We start from the raw sequence: 17,247 nt of genomic DNA on the forward strand, positions 1-17,247 counted from the left end.
TACATTTAGGGGATTCACAAGCCGATTCGCTTGTGCGACACTGCCACCAACCCCGCCCGTCAGAGGCGGCATGAGAGGCAGGAAGAATGAGCAACGCGCGCAAACGCCCGGGTCTCGGGGGGCTGGCCTTTCTCGGGGTCTCGTGTTCCCTGGCGGCGTATTTCACCTATTCTGCGGTGCAGGGCAATTACGGCCTGTTCCGCCGCATCCAGATCGAGTCCGACGTCGCACAGCTGGAGGCCCGCCGCGCCGCGCTGACCACCGAAATCGCCGTTCTGGAAAACAAGACGCGGCGGATGTCGGACGATTACCTGGACCTGGACCTGCTGGACGAACGTGCCCGCGCCGTTCTGGGCATGGTGCGCGCGGATGAAATCGTGATCCGCTAACCCCCGGCCCTTTCCCCCCCACCCTGCCTTGCCGGTTGCTCCCCGGAAAAGACCTCGCATTCGTGGGCCCTGTCTGCTATTATTTTGTTTAACGTTAAACCATTTGCCGCGCGGAGGAGGCGCCGCCCAATGGCCACGCGAAAGACCCCCCAAAAATCAAATACTTCCAAGGAAGAACTACTGACCTTTTACCGCGAGATGCTGCTGATCCGCAGATTCGAGGAAAAGGCTGGCCAATTGTACGGCATGGGCCTGATCGGCGGCTTCTGCCACCTTTATATCGGGCAAGAGGCGGTTGTCGTCGGGCTGGAAGCGGCCACCGAAGAGGGCGACAAGCGCATCACATCCTACCGTGACCACGGCCACATGCTGGCCTGCGGCATGGACCCCAAGGGCGTTATGGCCGAACTGACCGGGCGCGAGGGCGGCTATTCCAAGGGCAAGGGCGGCTCGATGCACATGTTCTCGAAAGAGAAGCATTTCTACGGCGGGCACGGGATTGTCGGCGCGCAGGTGCCGATCGGCGCCGGGCTGGCCTTTGCCGACAAGTATCAGGAAAACGGCCGCGTCACCTTTGTCTATTTCGGCGACGGGGCGGCGAACCAGGGCCAGGTGGCCGAAACCTACAACATGGCGGAACTGTGGGACCTGCCGGTGATCTTCGTGATCGAGAACAACCAGTACGCCATGGGCACCGCGGTCAAGCGCGCCACGAAAAGCCCCGATTTCTGGGAACGCGGCGCCGCCTTTGGCATCAAGGGCGAGGCCGTTGACGGTATGGACGTGCTGGCGGTCAAGGCGGCCGGGGAAAAGGCCGTCGCTCACTGCCGCGCGGGCAAGGGCCCCTACATTCTGGAAATCATGACCTACCGCTATCGCGGGCATTCCATGTCGGACCCGGCCAAGTATCGCTCGCGCGAAGAGGTGCAGAAGATCCGCGAGGAACGCGACGCCATCGAACATGTGCGCGACCTGCTGCTGACAGGCAAGCACGCCACAGAGGACGAGTTGAAAGAGATCGACAAGCAGATCAAGGGCGTCGTCAACGAGGCCGCCGAGTTCGCCAAGGAAAGCCCCGAGCCCGCGCTGGACGAGCTTTGGACCGATATCTACGCCGATACGGCGCCGCAGAACGCCTGAGGGAGGGAAACAAGATGGCTACCGAAATCCTGATGCCCGCCCTGTCGCCCACGATGGAAGAGGGCACGCTGGCCAAGTGGCTGGTGAAAGAGGGCGATACCGTGTCCGCCGGCGACATCCTGGCCGAAATCGAAACCGACAAGGCCACCATGGAATTCGAGGCAGTGGACGAGGGGACACTGGGCAAGATCCTGGTTCCCGCAGGCACCGACGGGGTCAAGGTCAACACCCCCATCGCCGTGCTGGTCGAGGACGGCGAGGATGCCGAGGCCGCCGCAAGCGCGGCCAAGGCCCCTGCACCGGCATCTGCGGCGACCGACAGCACGCCCGCCCCGGCACCCGCCACGCCAAAGGCCGCAGCCCCCGCGCCCGAACCGGACGTCCCCGAGGGCACCGAGATGAAATCGACCACCGTGCGCGAGGCCCTGCGCGACGCTATGGCCGAGGAAATGCGCCGCGATGGCACGGTTTTCCTGATGGGCGAAGAGGTGGCCGAGTATCAAGGCGCCTACAAGATCAGCCAGGGCCTGCTGGACGAATTCGGATCCAAGCGCGTGATCGACACGCCCATTACCGAACATGGTTTCGCGGGCCTCGGCGTTGGCGCGGCCTTTGGCGGTCTGCGCCCGATCGTGGAGTTCATGACCTTCAACTTCGCGATGCAGGCGATGGACCAGATCGTGAACTCTGCCGCCAAGACGCTGTACATGTCCGGCGGCCAGATGGGCTGTCCGATGGTGTTCCGCGGCCCCAACGGCGCGGCCGCCCGCGTCGCCGCACAGCACAGCCAGGATTACGCCGCGTGGTATGCGCATATCCCCGGCCTCAAGGTCGTGCAGCCCTACTCGGCCGCCGATGCCAAGGGCCTGCTGAAAACCGCCATCCGCGACCCCAACCCGGTGATCTTTCTGGAAAACGAAATCCTGTACGGCCGCAGCTTCGATGTGCCGGTGCTGGAGGATTTCACCCTGCCCTTCGGCAAGGCACGGATCTGGCGCGAGGGCACGGACGTGACCATCGTCAGCTTTGGCATCGGTATGACCTACGCGCTGGAGGCCGCCGAGGCGTTGGCGAAAGACGGCATTTCGGCAGAGGTGATCGACCTGCGCACCCTGCGCCCCCTCGACACCGCCACCGTGATCGAAAGCGTCAAGAAAACCAACCGCTGCGTGACCGTCGAAGAGGGCTTCCCGGTCTGCTCCATCGGCAACCACATCTCGGCGGTCTTGATGCAAGAGGCCTTCGACTGGCTGGACGCGCCGGTGATCAACTGCACCGGCAAGGACGTGCCCATGCCCTATGCCGCGAACCTGGAAAAGCTGGCGCTGGTGACCACGAAAGAGGTCATCGACGCGGCCAAGTCCGTCACCTATCGCTGAGGAGGGCCGGCTGATGCCTACGGAAATCCTGATGCCCGCGCTTTCGCCCACGATGGAAGAGGGCACATTGGCCAAGTGGCTGGTCGCCGAGGGCGACAGCGTTGCTGCCGGCGACCTGCTGGCCGAGATCGAGACCGACAAGGCCACCATGGAGTTCGAGGCCGTGGACGAGGGCGTGATCGGCAAGATCCTGGTCCCCGCCGGAACCGACGGGGTCAAGGTCAACACCCCCATCGCCGTTCTGCTGGAAGACGGCGAAAGTGCCGGGGACATTTCCGACGAAGCGCCCGCGCCAAAACCCGCACCCGAGGCCGCACCGGCCGACACGGGCGGCAAGGCGGCCCCCGATGGGGGCCCCGCGCCGGCCGCTGCGCCCCCGGCGCCCACAACCGGCGATGGCACCCGCATCTTTGCCTCGCCGCTCGCCCGCCGGATCGCGGCCGACAAGGGGCTGGACCTGGCACAGATCACCGGCACCGGCCCCCGCGGCCGCATCGTGAAAGCCGATGTCGAGGGCGCAAGCGTCGCCCCCGCGCCAAAAGCACCGACCGCGGCACCCGACGCCCCTGCCCCTGCGGCAATGCCCGCCGGTCCGGGCACCGATGCGGTCATGGCCATGTATGCCGACCGCGCCTATTCCGAACTGCCGCTGGACGGTATGCGCAAGACGATCGCCGCGCGCCTGACCGAGGCCAAGCAGACCATCCCGCATTTCTACCTGCGCCGGGACATCCGGATCGACGATCTGCTCGCCTTCCGCGGCCAACTCAACAAGCAGCTTGAAAAGCGCGGTGTAAAACTCTCGGTCAACGATTTCATCATCAAGGCCTGCGCCCTGGCCCTGCAACAGGTGCCCGCCGCCAATGCGGTGTGGGCCGGGGACCGCATTCTGGAACTGAAACCCTCGGACGTGGCCGTCGCCGTTGCCATCGAGGGCGGGCTGTTCACCCCCGTCCTGCGGGACGCCGACACCAAATCGCTCAGCCAGTTGTCGGCCGAGATGAAGGACCTGGCCACCCGCGCCCGCGACAGAAAGCTGGCCCCCCACGACTACCAGGGCGGCAGTTTCGCGATCTCCAACCTCGGCATGTTCGGGATCGACAACTTCGACGCTGTGATAAACCCGCCCCATGGCGCGATCTTGGCCGTGGGCGCGGGGGTAAAGAAACCCGTCGTGAACACCGAAGGGCAGATCGAGGTCGCCACGGTGATGTCCGTGACGCTCAGCGTCGATCACCGGGTCATCGACGGGGCGTTGGGCGCGGAATTGCTGGCCGCGATCAAGGACAACCTGGAAAACCCGATGGCCATGCTGGCCTGACGCCAGGACGACAACCGAGGGAGAAGATCATGGACTGGAAAGAGGCGCTTGCCACCGGAAAGGCGCATATGGAGGATTACGGCGCGCAGCAGCCCGCCGCCTCCGAAGGGTTTTTCGGCCTGCACCACGCGGCGCTAGAGGATGGCGCGCTGACAACCAAGCAGAAGGAACTGATGGCGCTTGCTATCGGCATTTCCAAACAATGCGTGGATTGCATCGGCTTTCACACCCAGGCCGCGCTTGAGGCCGGGGCCACCCGTGCGGAAATCGCGGAAACGGTGTCGGTCTGCGTCCTGATGGGCGGTGGCCCGGCGCTGATGTACGGCACCAAGGCACTAGAGGCCTACGACCAGTTGACAGGCTGAGTAGGCACAGCGGCGGGGACGTTCAGTCCCCGTCGCAGCCGCAATCGCGCAGCCGGTGATCCATCGTCACCGAGGGCTGATCGCACCCGGCCTCGCCCACGATCTTGGCGGGCACGCCGGCGACGGTGGAATGCGGCGGCACCTCTGACAGCACCACCGACCCCGCCGCGATGCGCGAGCAACAACCGACGCGGATATTGCCCAGCACCTTGGCACCGGCCCCGATCAGAACGCCGTCGCCGATCTTGGGGTGACGGTCCTCTTCCTCTTTGCCGGTGCCGCCCAGCGTCACCGAATGCAGCATCGAAACGTTATCCCCCACCACCGCGGTTTCCCCGATCACGATGGAATGGGCGTGGTCGATCATGATGCCCTGCCCCAACCGGGCCGCCGGGTGAATGTCGACGCCGAACATCTCGGACACGCGCATCTGGATCAGATAGGCCATGTCCCGCCGCCCCTCGGACCACAGGTGATGGGCAACGCGATAGGCCTGCAGCGCCTGGAACCCCTTGAAGAACAAGATCGGCTGGATGAACCGATGGCAGGCCGGATCGCGGTCATAGACCGCCATCAGGTCGGCCCGCGCGGCCTTGCACAACCCCGCGTCGGCGGCATAGGCCGCATCGGCAATCTCACGCAGCAATTGTTCCGACATCTCGCCCGAGGACAGTTTCAGCGCAAAGCGATAGGCCAGCGCATCCTCCAGCCCGTCATGGTGCAACAGCCCGCCGTGGATCAGCGAACCCAGCAACGGCTCTTCCTCGACGGCGGCCTCGGCCTCGGCGCAGATACGTTTCCAGACCGGATCGACCTCGGTCAGGCGCGGCTGGGTTCGAGCCATGGGATGTCCTTTCGTTGCTCTGCGATCCTACACCAGATAACCGTTAAGGGCCAAATTCAACGCCCATCGACGGAGACCCGGCAATGCCCGAGGCGCAAATCGCCGGTTTTCGCGCCCGGCTTGCCGCGATGCTGACCGATCTGCAAGCACAAAGCGCCCACAGCGCAGAGGACCGCCGCGCGGTGGCGCTGGACCAGCAGTCGGTGGGCCGCCTGTCGCGGATGGACGCGATGCAGCGCCAGACGATGGCCAAGGCAACCCATGCGCGGCGCACGGCCAGCGAAAGCCGCATTCGCGCCGCACTGGCCCGGATCGATGCGGGAGCGTTCGGGTATTGCACCGAATGCGGAGAAAAGACCGCCGCAAAACGGCTGGACCTAGACCCGACCGTGCCGACCTGCATTGCCTGCGCCCGCTAAGGCCCCACGCCGACTCAGACCGGCGCGGGCAGGGTAAACTCGGCGAAATGAACGGCCAGCCGCACCGTGCCCGCCGCGAATTCGCCCCCCTCTGGCGTCAACTCCAGCGGCATCGGGGCATAGCCCGTCAACGGGCTGCCCAGCACGCCGCGCACATAGGAATTCAGCCCAATTCCCAACCCGCTGCCAAAGCGGTTATCCGCGCCATCCATCCCCAGGCGCCAGCTGGACAGCGTGCCGGTGATCTCTTCGACCACGCGGCCGGTCACCGCGAAGACCATCACATGCGACGGCACGTGAACCGCGCTGACATGCGCATCCCCTGCGGCGATGGGGTGGTCGAATTCCAGCACCCGGAACCGCAGCCCGGCGCCTGACGCAGCCCGCGCGGCATGGGCGGGTTGCCAGCCCGTACCGTCATACTGCCGTTCCTGCCCTTCGTCCGCGACATAGGCCCGCCAACCATGCGCCGGATCGGCAAAGATCCAGCCCCCGTTGTCGACAATGGCCAACCGCCCGTCCTGCCCGGCCCAGGCGTTGACGGCGCCGCCCGGCACCGCCCAGACCTGCCCGTCCAGGGCCGTTGCGGGCGGGTTTCCCACGGCGACGCTTTGCAGGGTCAGCTGTGTCAGCGCATCCAGCCGCGCCAGCGCCGCGTTCATCGTTACATGCTTTTGCGCCTGGGCGGCCTGCAACAGCGGCAGGCCCAGATTTGCAGTCTCATCCATGAAAATCGATCCTCCGATAGGGTCCGGGTCCGAACGCCTCGGACAGTTGCGCCACCTCAATGGCAAACGGGGCTGCGGTGCCGTCCTGGGCCTGCATGGCGGCGGTGTAGGTCCACGACGCGGCATCGGTGCTGGCCTCACGCAGGATCGCGCCGGTTCCGTCGCGCACCCGCAGGTGATAGGCTTCCCGGCTTTCGCCCAACGGCACCTCGGCCAGCTCCCAGCCATCGCCGCCGCTACGGGTCCGCCTGGTCCAAGTCAGGCCACGGTCCCCTGCGGGCGTGGTCCGCGCGCGCAGATGGCAGGGCGCGTAGGGCCGCAGACCGATCCCGCTAAAGGCCTCTACCCGGTGTATGTAGCTGGGATCATCCATCGGCCGGCCACCGGGACCGATCAGGAAATGCCGCGCCATGCCCAGCGCGTCCAGGGACAGTTCGATCTGCACCGCCGCCCCGTCGAGCAGGACGAAATAGGCCCCCGCAGCGCGGGCCGGCAGGATCTCGGCCTCGGTCCCGGCCTGCCCGCGCAGGCGCATCCGCAGGTCGTAGGTGCCCGGGGCCATCAACTCGGCCTCGGCGAACTGGATCAATTCCCAGCCTCCGGGCGTGCCGTCACCGATCGCCGCCAGATTCCCTCCGGCAAAAAGCGCAGTGTCCGAGATCGAAGAAAGCGCCCCAGATGCCACCTGCACCCGCAGCGCAGGGCCCCGGTCCCACCGAGCGGGCGCCGCGGCAAAAAGCGGCCCCAGCGTCACCCCCGCGACCGCGCCCCGCTCGACCAGCGTGTTCAGGCGATAGCCCGCGTCCTCTGCCGCGCTGTAGAGCGCAACGCTGCCGGGCCAGGGCGTGGCCGCGATCGCGATATGCGGCGCATGGGGGATCTCGTCGCCGGACAGCAACGGCAGATCCAGAAACAGCGGCTCTACCGGCAGGGGCGGGACATGGGCGCCGCGAACCGTCCCCTCGGCGGACAGATCCACCGGGCTGGCCGCATAGACGCCACGCTCGACCCTAACCGCCTCGATGTTCCGTGTGGCGGCCTGTTCCACGCGGTCCACGCGAAAGCCCCCCTGCGGCAGGCGGATCACATCGCCCGCCCCGACGGCGTGGGCCGATGGTGGCAGCGCAAGGCGCACCCGGTCGCGTGCGACACGCGCCTCGGCCAACCAGCGAGAAACGATGGCCTGCGCCTCGCCCCGAGCCATGACCAGCGGCATCTCACTCGACGTGACGCTGCCCCCGACCTCATCCGGCAAGATGGCTTCGACCGCGCGGGTTTCATAGGCGCCCTCCGCCTCGGCAAAGACCAGACGCACCCGCCCGGCGGTTTCGGCATCGGGACTGCGGAAATGCTCTGCCTCGCCAGCTTGGCCATCAGTCACCGCCAGCGCGTCGGGTGAAACGATGTGATCCGACCGCCCATCTCGCTTGAAGAATACCAGCCGGCCATCCCGCTCGGCCGCCTCCAGCCCATGGGCCAGCATCAACGGCTGCAACGCCGCGCGTGCGCTGGCGTTTTCGGCAACCACATAGCCACGCACCAGCCCCTGCACCCCGTCCAGATCCAACGCCGTCACACCGGCCTTGCGGCAGATCTCGGAAATCACCGCCTCCAGCGGCTGTGCATTGGCCCGACCTGTCAGCCAATGGCCGCGGGCATAGTTGGCACCGTCCGCCCAGACTGCCGTTGAGGTCGGGAATTCCGGAAAGGGTCGCGCGTCCCAGGTCCAGACATGGGCACGAGACAGGTCCACCATCGGCCCGCCATACACCTCAGAAACCGGATTGACCTGCGGGTCAGCCCAATAACCCAGTACCGCCCGCAGATATTGCTGCTGGATCAGGTCATCGCGCGCCCCCGTCGAAAACGGCGGAAAGGCGCTTTCCGACGAGTTCGGATCATGGAACAGGTTCGGCGCATTCGTGCCCTTGTCGACGGCCGGGCAGCCAAGCTCGGTAAACCAGATGGGTTTGCCCTGCGGCACCCACCCGGTGGGCGAAACGCCCTCCTGCCAAAGCTCGGCCAGATAGAAAGTCGTATAGGCGCCCTCGACGGTATCGCCATTGCCCACATGGAACGCAGCTGCCGCATCGGCCTCGGCAAGGCGCAGCCGGAACCGCAGGTCGATCACGCCATCCTCCCCAACGCTGAAGGTCAGGTTCATGACCTGCGCACCGCCGCCTACCTCTGTGGAAACCTGCCCGGTCGCCTGGGACCAGACCACCTGTCCCCAGGCCGTGGCATGGGTCCAGCTTACGCAGGCCGACGGGGCACTGCCTGCGCGAAACACGACACGCACACGATAGACCGCCTCTGCCAATGCGGTTTGCAGAACGGTCGCGCGGCTGGCCGCCCCTAGCCCGCCGGAAACGATATCGGCCGGCGTCAGCCCATCATGCACAGGCGCGTCGGAGGCCCGAATCGTGCAGCCGGATTCGATGGGCCATAGCGCGGGACGAACCCCCTCGGGGATCAGGCTGGCCTTGCGCCCACCGACGCGGTCGGCATGTTCGTTGCCCCACCATCCGCGGAGGTCCTTGTAGCGATAGATCCAATGCTCGCCATGGGCTTCGTCCCGGATCGGCGTACGCCGTTGAATGTCGCGGGCATGGTCGCTGGCGTAATACCAGTCATAGCCCTCGCCCCCCTCTATATTGGCGCGCAGGTAGTCCAGATCGTGGATCGTGCCCCAACCGGCATCCAGATGGCGATCGCCCTCGCGCCAGTCCGAAAGGGGCATGTAATTGTCGATGCCTATGAAATCGATATTCGGGTCGGACCACAGCGGATCGAGGTGGAAGTACAGATCGCCCGGCGCCTCTGGCGGACGAAAGCCGAAATACTCGCTCCAGTCCGCCGCATAGCCGATCTTGCAATCGGGCCCCAGAATCGCGCGCACATCCGCGGCCAGCCTGCGCAACTGCTCGACCACCGGGAAACGGCCGCGCGGACCGCGGATCGTGGTCAGCCCGCGCAGTTCCGAACCGATGCAGAACCCGGCGACGCCCCCCGCCGCCTTGCACAGCCACGCATAGTGCAAGATGAAGCGGCGATAGCTCCACCCGTCATCGCCGCTATAGGTGACGGTGAGCCCCTTGTCCTTGTCCAGACTGCCCGCGACAGCGAACTCTTCCGGCGCTGCCGTGCCGAACAGCGCGGCGATTTCGTCCTCTGCGGCAGCGGTTCCATCGGGGGACAGCGAATGCCCCGGCGCATGGCTCAGCGTAATGCGCCCGCGCCAGGGCAGGTACGGCTGCCCCGGATCGCCGGTATAGGGATCGGTCAGGTCGTTCCCCTCCATCTGGTCCATCAGGATAAAGGGATAGAACAGCGTGTCCTGTCCGCCTGCACGCAGCGCGGCAATCGCCTGAGCCACGGCGCCGTCCGCCGGCGTCCCCCCGTAGATCGCGCGCCCGTCGCGTTGCGGGATGATCTCGGCGTCCGCCCGCCTCAGCCCCGATACCCGCCAGGGCAGCGGCTGTCCCTCTCTAAGGGCCTGATCGACCTTGGGCCGCAGCGCCACCTGCGGCGCGCGCAAATCCGACGCAAACCAGCTGACCACCAGAGAAACCGAACGGACTCCTGGCAGATCCGCGCGCAGCGCCTCCAGCGAGGTCTCCATGTCGGTCCGTCCGCTGGGCGTGTTCATGTTGGCGGTGGTCGTTTCGCCCAGCAGCTTCTTGAAATGCACCGGCACGGTGGCCAGCGCGTATTCCCCCGTTCCGGGGATCAACGCCACGCCCTGCACCAGATCGCTCAGGGTCTCAACGGGGCAGTCGGCCTCGCGCATGACCTCGAAACTGAGCTGGGGCACCCGGTTTCCATAGGGCAACAGGTCCATCTCCTCGATCACCACATAGGCAATACCGCGGTAGGATGGCGCTTGCCCCGCCCCTTCGGTCGCCTCGATCAGCGGGTCGGGCAACTGATCCTCGGTCCCGTTATAGACCCGCAGGGTCAAATCACCGGGCGCGATTTCCAATCCGTCCGCCCAGATCCGCCCCACCCGGGCGATCTCCCCTTCGCACAGGGCGATGGCCAGGCTGACAGTGTAGCTGTGCACGCGGATCTTAGGCTTGCCGGGCATGCCCTTGCCACCGCCCCGGCTCTCGACCGTTTCGCGAAACCGAGAGGCCCAGATCACCTGGCCCGACATCCGCGACCGCCCCCAAAGCCGCGGAACCGCCGTGCCTTCGCTGGCCCCGGTCAGGCGGAAACGTTCCACCCGGCCGGTCTCGACAGCGTCCGACCCGCTCCCCAGCAGTTGTTGGTCCACCACCCGGCCGATTGTGGCCCCGACCGCCCGCCCGATCACGGTCGAGGACAAGCCCAGCACCGCGCCGCCCCAAGCGGCACCCGCAGCGGCGCCGATCGCCGAGAAAACGATTGTTGCCATGGGTCAGATCCTTTCGGGAAATTCGAAACGGGCCACGATACGCCGGGCCCAGGGGCCGGAGAGCGGGCTTTCCACCACGCCGTGGCCGGAATAGGCATGCACGAAACTTGCCGCGCCTCCGACGCGCCCCTGCAGCCCCAGATGCTTGGCCACCGCATCGGCACGCATCCGAAACAGCAGAACGTCGCCCGGGGCGCGCGCCTCGGGGCTTTTCTCTACCAGAACGCGCCGCGCGGCACGCCATAGCGCCTCGTCGCCCTGCGGTTCGGACCAGTCAGGGGTATAGGGCGGCACCGTTTCGGGTTCGGCCCCGTAAAGCGCGCGCCAAACCCCGCGCAGCAGGCCCAGACAGTCCGCCCCAGCACCCAGGGTCGAGGCCTGGTGCACGTAAGGGGTGCCGATCCAGCGCCGCGCTTCGGCCAGTGCCATATCTCCGCGCGCACTCACTGAAACAGGCTCCCGCCGTCATGCGTCTGCCCATCGGTGGGGTAGCTCAACAGCCAGTCTTCGCCCGGAATATGCGGAAACCCGCGAAAGTTCAGGAAATTGGCGAATTTCAGGCGACAGGTCTCGGCCCGGCGATCACACCCAGCAGTCAGCCGCAGCGCATCGCCCGGGCTGACCGGGGCCCGCAGTTCGGTCCACAGCTCGATCACCCGCGCGTCATGCTCCAAACGGTCCGCGCGGATCATGCCCAACTGTCCCTTGGCCGGCCCCGACAGAACCTCCAGCCGGCCATGAACGAACCATTCCGGCTGATATCCTGGCAACTCGGCAAAGCGGAACACCCGTTGCCCCTCGACCGCGACGGCCACCGCCTCGGTCCGCAGGCCCGGCGCGTCCAGGTCAACCCGGCAGTCGGCATCGCCCAGAACGGCAGCGCAGCGCTTGTGAAAGATGCGCCCGGTCGGCTGGTTCAGCGCCTCTGCCAGGCCGCGCAGCTCGACCTCGAACCGCCCGCCGCGATGGGAAAGTTCCCCCAGCGACCCCGCGAAAAGTACCGCCCGCTGGTCGACATCGGCCCAATTGACCAGCCAGATCCGCAGCCCGGCCCCGTCATACAGCCCGGCCTGGATATCCTCTTCGGTGATCGCGGCCGAGGAAACAGCACCGACCGCCGCGGAATTGTCCACCGACAGGCCAGTCGTCTGGCTCAGCGCCTGCGCGCTCATCCCGGTTTCCGCCGCGAAGGTGATGCCCTCAAAGACCAGCCCCCGGTCGTGATCGGTGAACCCCAGCACCACGCCATCGCAGCGCGTGATCGCCCAGGCCCGCGCCAGCGTGGTCGTGCCCCCGTCCAGATGCGCCTGCAGCGCTGTCCCGACGCCGCTCATAGCCGCAACTCCACGACCGGCACCGAGGGCACGTCACCCGCCCGAAAACTGGCAACCGAGGTCTGTATGCGATCGGTATCGAAACGCACCGGGACGTCGAACTCGAACCCTGCGGTAACCTCGACACCGATGGCCGGCACCTCGGCAAGGGTGACCAGCCCCGTCGCCGTGTCGACCTCGAAATGCAGCCGTTCGACCAGCGCAGCACCATCGACCCCGACCCGCACCGTACCCGCAACCGGCTTGGCGATGGGACGGACGTAGCTCTGTCCGCCAGAAGCGTAGGTCTTGACCAACTGGAACACCTTGGTCTCACCGTCACCCCGCCCGATCACCTGGTCGTCGAAGCGCACGGCGCGCGACGGCGGGCAGGATTTGTAATCCGACCAATCCTTCCAACGGAATCCGTAAAGCTGGCCGCGCCGCGCCTCGAAAAAGGCGATCAGCTCTTCCACATCGTCAAGCGCGCGCATCGAAACGCCCGCGTCATACCTGCGGCGCGCATGTTCCCAGGGGGTGTTGCGTTCCTCGAACCCGTTGGCCAAGGCCACGATTTCAGTGCGCCGCTCCGGCCCGCCGACCGAGCCAAAGCTCAGGTTGGCGGGAAAGCGGACCTCGTGAAAGCCCATCTCGATCCCTTTCGCTTATCGGTTGCGCTGCCCGCGCGACAGCGCCCGGCCCATCTCGGCGGCGATCTGGCTGCGGCTGCGCGTGAAACTGTCGGCGTCCGGCGTGCTGATATTCATCACAACCTGCACCGGGCGCGTCCCGCCGCCCCCTGCGCTGACCCCCAGCCGCCCGTCGGCACCGCGGGCCAGCGGCAAGATCGCCTCTGGCCCGGCCTCACCCATCAATCCGGTGCCGCCGCGCATCGGGAAATAGGTCGCCCGCCGCACGACCCCACCATCGGCAAAGGGCATCACCCGGCCCTGGGTAAAGGCGCTGCCGTGCTCAAAGGGGACGGCGGCATTGACCAGCCCCTCGATCCCGCTGGCGACCAGTCCGCCCAGGTGGTTCTGCACCGGCCTGACCGCCGCCGAATAGGTCGCGTTCAGGATCGAGTTGGCCAGGCCCGTCAACGCGTCCGACAGTTTCATCCCGTCGAACACCAACCCGTCAAAGGCGTTGCGCAGCCCCCGCCCGATCGACCGCGACAGCGTCCCGACCTCGCGATTGGTCAGGGTCAGGCTCTTGCGCATCTGCATCAGTTCCAGGTCGAACGCCGCCGCCGTCCCGCGCGCGCCCGACAAGGTAGCTTCCAGCGCCTCCACCTGGGCCTCGAACTCCTCGATATCGTCATCCGCCGCCATGGCCTATCCTTTGGTTTTCGTATCATCGGGAAAGGCGCGGGCCAGTTCTTCCAGCCGCGCGCGGCTCATCGGGGCGGAGCCGCCGCCCGCGCCCAGCATCAGCATCAACTCCGCCGGGGTCAGCGCCCAGAACTCGGCCGGGCGCAGCCCCAGCCCGCGAATGCCCGCGCGCATCAGGCCGCCCCAGTCAAATGCCGTCATTCTGCCTGGCCTCCGGCACCGTGAAGGATCGCGCCAGCAGTTGCGCCGCCGCCTGCGCCGCCGCGACCGGGCCGCCGCCGATCTCGGCCCCGGCCAGATCGGCGGTGCTGCCCTGCCATCCGCCACCGCGCAACCCCGCCAGCACCAGCGCCAGCACATCGCGCGTGGCGAAGCGGCCATCCTCGAACCGGGCGATCAGATCGACCAGCGTTTCGGTCCCCAGCGCCGCCTCCAGCTCGGCCAACGCGCCCAGCGTCAGCTTCAGCACATGGCGTCGGCCATCCAGCATCAGCGCCACCTCACCTGCATGGGGATTGGCCATCACAGCGCGCTAAAGCTGATGGCCCCGGCAGAGGCGAGCGACAGCTCATAGGTCGCCTCACCGTCATGGCTGCCGGAATACTCCAGCGAGGACACCTGGAACGGTCCCTCCACCACGCCGAAATCGGGAATGACCACCTGGAAATCGGGTGTCTCCCCATCGAAGAAGACCTGCCGCGCACGTTCGTCGGTGCCCGCGTCACGGAACACCCCGGACCCGGAAATTGCCGCCGTCTTGACCCCGGCCCCGGCTAGCAATTCGCGCCAGCCCCCCTGGCTTTCCAGGCTGGTCACATCCACCGTTTCCGCGTTGAAGCTGATCCGCGTGGCCCGCAGGCCCGCGATGGTCTCGAACTGCCCGTCGCCGGTCAGGTCCAGCTTGATCAGTAGATCCTTGCCGCTTTGCACGCTCATGTCGTTCACTCCAGATGGGAAATCAGTCGTCCGAAACCCGCGCGGCAAAGCGCAGGTCTATGCGGCGCCGGTCCCGGGCGCCGACGCGCCGGGCGCGCGCCCGTTCGAAATCCAGCCGCACCAGATGCCCGCGCGCCAGGTCCAGCGCCGCCCCGGTCAGCGCGTCGGACACCGCGCCCGCCGCCGCCTTGGCCTGCTCGAACCCCGCCGCGTCGGTCACCACCGACACCGTGAACCGGTGCAGCGCCCCGCGCCCCGTCCCGTCCGAGGCATCGCGCACCTCCTCGGGGCCGACGCTGACATAGGTCGGGGGCAGCGCGCCGGACGGCAGCGCGTCATAGATCGCCTCGCCCACCAGCGCGCCCAAGGCCGCATCGCCGACCAGACGTTGATAGATCGCCGCCTGCAGGGCAGCCGCCGCGCCATAGCTCATGTGGCGTCCTCCTCTTCGGCGAAACAGGTCAGGTATCGGCCCTGCGGGTCGGCCTCGGTCACAGCGCGGATCGCGAAAAGCCGCGCACCCTCGCGGAACCGCTGGCCGGGCACCGGGCGCGACGGGGCGCCCACGGGCGCGCCGCGCACCACGATCCGGTAGCCAACGCGCGACAGCGACACCCCTTGCCCCGTCCGCGCGCCGCCAGTCCGCGGGCTAACCTCGGCCCACAGCGTACCGCGCGCGACCCAGGTTTCGGTGAACCCGCCTGCCCCGTCGGCCACACGCTCGGGCGCCTCCAGCACCAGCTTGCGGCTCAGCCTGCGCGCGCCGCTCATGTCGCGGCCCCGCCCAGCACGCGTACCGTGCGCCAGCGTTCCAGCAGGGCCATCACGCCAAAGGGCATGCCGCCCTCGCCCAATGCCGCCTCGTGGCGATGCTCGTGGTAATGGGCGGCCAGCAGAAACACCGCCTGCGCCAGATCGGCCGGCACAGCAGCCCAGGCCGCCCCGAACCCGGCCTGGAAATCAACCTCGGCCTGGCCGCCCAGGGGGATCTGCGGCAGCAAGGTTGCCGTTGCGCCCAGGCGCGGACGATGCGTGTCGCGCACCAGCTGATACGTCTCGGGCGACATCACCGTTACGCCGCCCTGCCGATCCAGCACCCGCAGCTCAGTTATCGCCGTGACCGGTGCCACGGGCAGCGCCTGCCGCCCTGTGTCGCGCCAGGCCATGACCGTCCAGGTAAAGCCGCGCGCCAACAGAACCTTGCCGGTGCGGCCCTCGATTGCCCCGATCGCCGCGCGCAGCAGCGCCTCCAGCAGGGCATCCTGGCCGCCATCGTCGGCAAACCCCGTGCCCAGGCGCAGGTGTTCCTTGAACCGCTCCAGCGGCAGCGCCGCGGTGGGCACCGTGGTCTGCTCGATCAGCATCATCTCGGATTCTCTCTGATTATGTCTCGTCGTGTATGGTTGCAGGTCTGGTGATGCCGGCCTGCGCGGGCGCCGCCCCGATCCGGCGCGGCGCCCCACCCGGCCTTATGCGGCCGAGAATTTCAGCAGCTTGATCGCGGCAAAGTCGCTGACATCACCGCCTACGCGGCGCGTGGCGTAGAACAACACATGCGGCTTGGCCGAGAACGGATCGCGCAACACCCGCAGGTCAGGGCGCTCGGCCACGGTATAGCCGGCCCGGAAATCGCCAAAGGCGATGGCCGCCGCACCGGCGGCAATGTCCGGCATATCCTCGGCCACCAGCACCGGATAGCCCAGTAGGCGCGGCGGTTCGCCCGCCGCCAGACCGTCCGACCACAGAAACCGCCCGTCGGCGTCCTTCATCTTGCGCACCGTCCCCGCGGTCTTGGAGTTCATGACGAAGCTGGCATTCGCGCGGTATTCCGCCCCCAGCGCGTAGACCAGGTCCAGGATCGCGTCGGCGGGCGCGATGGCGTCGAAATCGCCCTCGGTGCCGGTCGGGATATAGCCCAGGCTGCCCCAGTCCCAGATGCCGTCATCGACCTGCGGATGGGCCAGGATGCCGGTGGGCTTGTCCACCCCGTCCCCATTGATGAAGGCCGCGGCCTCGGCCCGGGCGAAACGGTCGGCGATGCGCCCGGCCAGCCAGCCCTCGATATCAAAGGCGCTGTCATCCAGCAGGCGCTGGCTGGCCTTGGGCATCGCGGACAGTTCATGCAACGGGATCGTCACACGCTCGATCTGCGGGGTGTCGGTTTCGATCTGTGCCGCGGTTTCGCTGGCCCAGCCGGTACCGATATCGCTGTGGTCCACCAGCACATCGTACGAGGTCGCCTCGACCGTCACCACCTGCGCGACCGCCCGCAGCGAGGCGGTGGATTTCAGCACCGACCGGATCGTGTCGGCGGTCTGCGGATCGACCAGATAGCCGCCCTCGGCCGCCACGGCCGTGGACATCGCCTTGCCCTCCATCTCCAGCCCACGCAGGGCGTCGTCATCGCCACTGCGCAGATAGGCGGCAAAGGCCTTCTGGTGCGGCGCTTCGGGGGTCGCTGCCGCAGCCAGCGCGGGGCGGGATGCGGTCAGGTGGGTCTTGCGGTCCAGCATGGTCAGTCGCTCTTCCTGTTGTTGAAGTCTGGATTTCATGTCGGCCTGAAACTCTCTGAAATCGCTCAGAAAGCCTGTCAGCGCCTGTTTCACCTCCACCGCCGGTTCATCCCCCGCGATGGCCTTGGTCTGGGTTTGCGTCATGTCTTTTCCCCTGGGATCGGTCCGGTTCG

Annotated in this window: 20 protein-coding genes; 6 read left to right on the forward strand and 14 right to left on the reverse strand. The window is 67.1% G+C overall.

Going from position 1 to position 17,247, the window contains the following annotated elements:
• Positions 1-86 precede the first annotated feature (86 nt).
• The 5 genes from EV656_RS07135 (at position 87) to EV656_RS07155 (ending at position 4,594) form a co-directional block, all read left to right on the forward strand.
• On the forward strand, positions 87-389 hold the full coding sequence (locus tag EV656_RS07135) for an FtsB family cell division protein (protein WP_132601514.1): 303 nt from the start codon (positions 87-89) through the stop codon (positions 387-389).
• Between the two features lie 129 nt (positions 390-518).
• Entirely contained in the window at positions 519-1,529 is a 1,011-nt protein-coding gene (gene pdhA, locus EV656_RS07140; protein ID WP_132601516.1) for a pyruvate dehydrogenase (acetyl-transferring) E1 component subunit alpha, read from the forward strand.
• Between the two features lie 14 nt (positions 1,530-1,543).
• Positions 1,544-2,908, forward strand: a complete 1,365-nt coding sequence (locus EV656_RS07145; RefSeq protein WP_132601519.1) for a pyruvate dehydrogenase complex E1 component subunit beta — start codon at positions 1,544-1,546, stop codon at positions 2,906-2,908.
• A gap of 13 nt (positions 2,909-2,921) precedes the next feature.
• Positions 2,922-4,229: a pyruvate dehydrogenase complex dihydrolipoamide acetyltransferase gene (locus EV656_RS07150; protein ID WP_132601522.1), complete on the forward strand. Its 1,308-nt coding sequence runs from the start codon at positions 2,922-2,924 to the stop codon at positions 4,227-4,229.
• Between the two features lie 29 nt (positions 4,230-4,258).
• Entirely contained in the window at positions 4,259-4,594 is a 336-nt protein-coding gene (locus EV656_RS07155) for a carboxymuconolactone decarboxylase family protein (protein WP_132601525.1), read from the forward strand.
• Between the two features lie 22 nt (positions 4,595-4,616).
• Here EV656_RS07155 and cysE read toward each other — a convergent pair whose 3' ends face one another.
• The gene (gene cysE / locus EV656_RS07160; protein ID WP_132601528.1) at positions 4,617-5,438 is read right to left on the reverse strand and encodes a serine O-acetyltransferase; all 822 of its coding nucleotides are present in this window, start codon (positions 5,436-5,438) and stop codon (positions 4,617-4,619) included.
• 83 nt (positions 5,439-5,521) lie between these two features.
• Between cysE and EV656_RS07165 the strand changes: the two genes are divergently transcribed.
• Positions 5,522-5,857 carry a TraR/DksA family transcriptional regulator gene (locus tag EV656_RS07165; protein WP_132601531.1) on the forward strand — a complete coding sequence of 112 codons (336 nt, stop codon included), beginning with the start codon at positions 5,522-5,524 and terminating at the stop codon, positions 5,855-5,857.
• A gap of 14 nt (positions 5,858-5,871) precedes the next feature.
• Here the strand turns inward: EV656_RS07165 and EV656_RS07170 are convergent, their stop codons facing one another.
• The 13 genes from EV656_RS07170 to EV656_RS07230 all read right to left on the reverse strand — a co-directional run bounded on the left by EV656_RS07170 (position 5,872) and on the right by EV656_RS07230 (position 17,218).
• On the reverse strand, positions 5,872-6,585 hold the full coding sequence (locus EV656_RS07170) for a DUF2793 domain-containing protein (protein ID WP_165918958.1): 714 nt from the start codon (positions 6,583-6,585) through the stop codon (positions 5,872-5,874).
• Positions 6,578-10,981: a baseplate multidomain protein megatron gene (locus tag EV656_RS07175; RefSeq protein WP_132601537.1), complete on the reverse strand. Its 4,404-nt coding sequence runs from the start codon at positions 10,979-10,981 to the stop codon at positions 6,578-6,580. Before EV656_RS07175 ends, EV656_RS07170 begins: the two co-directional genes overlap by 8 nt.
• Positions 10,982-10,984: 3 nt before the next feature.
• The gene (locus tag EV656_RS07180) at positions 10,985-11,410 is read right to left on the reverse strand and encodes a C40 family peptidase (RefSeq protein ID WP_200276790.1); all 426 of its coding nucleotides are present in this window, start codon (positions 11,408-11,410) and stop codon (positions 10,985-10,987) included.
• A 14-nt stretch (positions 11,411-11,424) separates the two neighbouring features.
• Positions 11,425-12,315 (reverse strand): DUF2163 domain-containing protein, encoded by an 891-nt coding sequence (locus tag EV656_RS07185; protein ID WP_132601543.1) that lies wholly within the window; start codon positions 12,313-12,315, stop codon positions 11,425-11,427.
• Entirely contained in the window at positions 12,312-12,944 is a 633-nt protein-coding gene (locus tag EV656_RS07190) for a DUF2460 domain-containing protein (protein WP_132601546.1), read from the reverse strand. The genes EV656_RS07185 and EV656_RS07190 overlap by 4 nt, the downstream gene beginning before the upstream one ends.
• A 15-nt stretch (positions 12,945-12,959) precedes the next feature.
• Positions 12,960-13,625, reverse strand: coding sequence for a phage tail tape measure protein (locus EV656_RS07195; protein WP_132601549.1), 666 nt, complete (start codon positions 13,623-13,625; stop codon positions 12,960-12,962).
• Positions 13,626-13,628: 3 nt separating this feature from the next.
• The gene (locus EV656_RS07200) at positions 13,629-13,826 is read right to left on the reverse strand and encodes a rcc01693 family protein (protein WP_132601552.1); all 198 of its coding nucleotides are present in this window, start codon (positions 13,824-13,826) and stop codon (positions 13,629-13,631) included.
• Entirely contained in the window at positions 13,813-14,148 is a 336-nt protein-coding gene (locus EV656_RS07205) for a gene transfer agent family protein (protein WP_132601555.1), read from the reverse strand. Before EV656_RS07205 ends, EV656_RS07200 begins: the two co-directional genes overlap by 14 nt.
• A complete protein-coding gene (locus tag EV656_RS07210; protein WP_132601558.1) occupies positions 14,148-14,561 on the reverse strand; it encodes a phage major tail protein, TP901-1 family in 414 nt (137 codons plus the stop codon). The genes EV656_RS07205 and EV656_RS07210 overlap by 1 nt, the downstream gene beginning before the upstream one ends.
• Positions 14,562-14,583: 22 nt before the next feature.
• Positions 14,584-14,994, reverse strand: coding sequence for a DUF3168 domain-containing protein (locus EV656_RS07215; protein WP_132601561.1), 411 nt, complete (start codon positions 14,992-14,994; stop codon positions 14,584-14,586).
• The gene (locus EV656_RS07220) at positions 14,991-15,332 is read right to left on the reverse strand and encodes a head-tail adaptor protein (RefSeq protein ID WP_132601563.1); all 342 of its coding nucleotides are present in this window, start codon (positions 15,330-15,332) and stop codon (positions 14,991-14,993) included. The genes EV656_RS07215 and EV656_RS07220 overlap by 4 nt, the downstream gene beginning before the upstream one ends.
• Positions 15,329-15,928, reverse strand: coding sequence for a head-tail connector protein (locus EV656_RS07225; protein ID WP_132601565.1), 600 nt, complete (start codon positions 15,926-15,928; stop codon positions 15,329-15,331). The genes EV656_RS07220 and EV656_RS07225 overlap by 4 nt, the downstream gene beginning before the upstream one ends.
• 102 nt (positions 15,929-16,030) lie before the next feature.
• The gene (locus tag EV656_RS07230; RefSeq protein ID WP_132601568.1) at positions 16,031-17,218 is read right to left on the reverse strand and encodes a phage major capsid protein; all 1,188 of its coding nucleotides are present in this window, start codon (positions 17,216-17,218) and stop codon (positions 16,031-16,033) included.
• Positions 17,219-17,247: the final 29 nt, after the last annotated feature.

Source organism: Rhodovulum adriaticum (assembly GCF_004345735.1).
Classification (GTDB): Bacteria; Pseudomonadota; Alphaproteobacteria; order Rhodobacterales; family Rhodobacteraceae; genus Rhodovulum; species Rhodovulum adriaticum.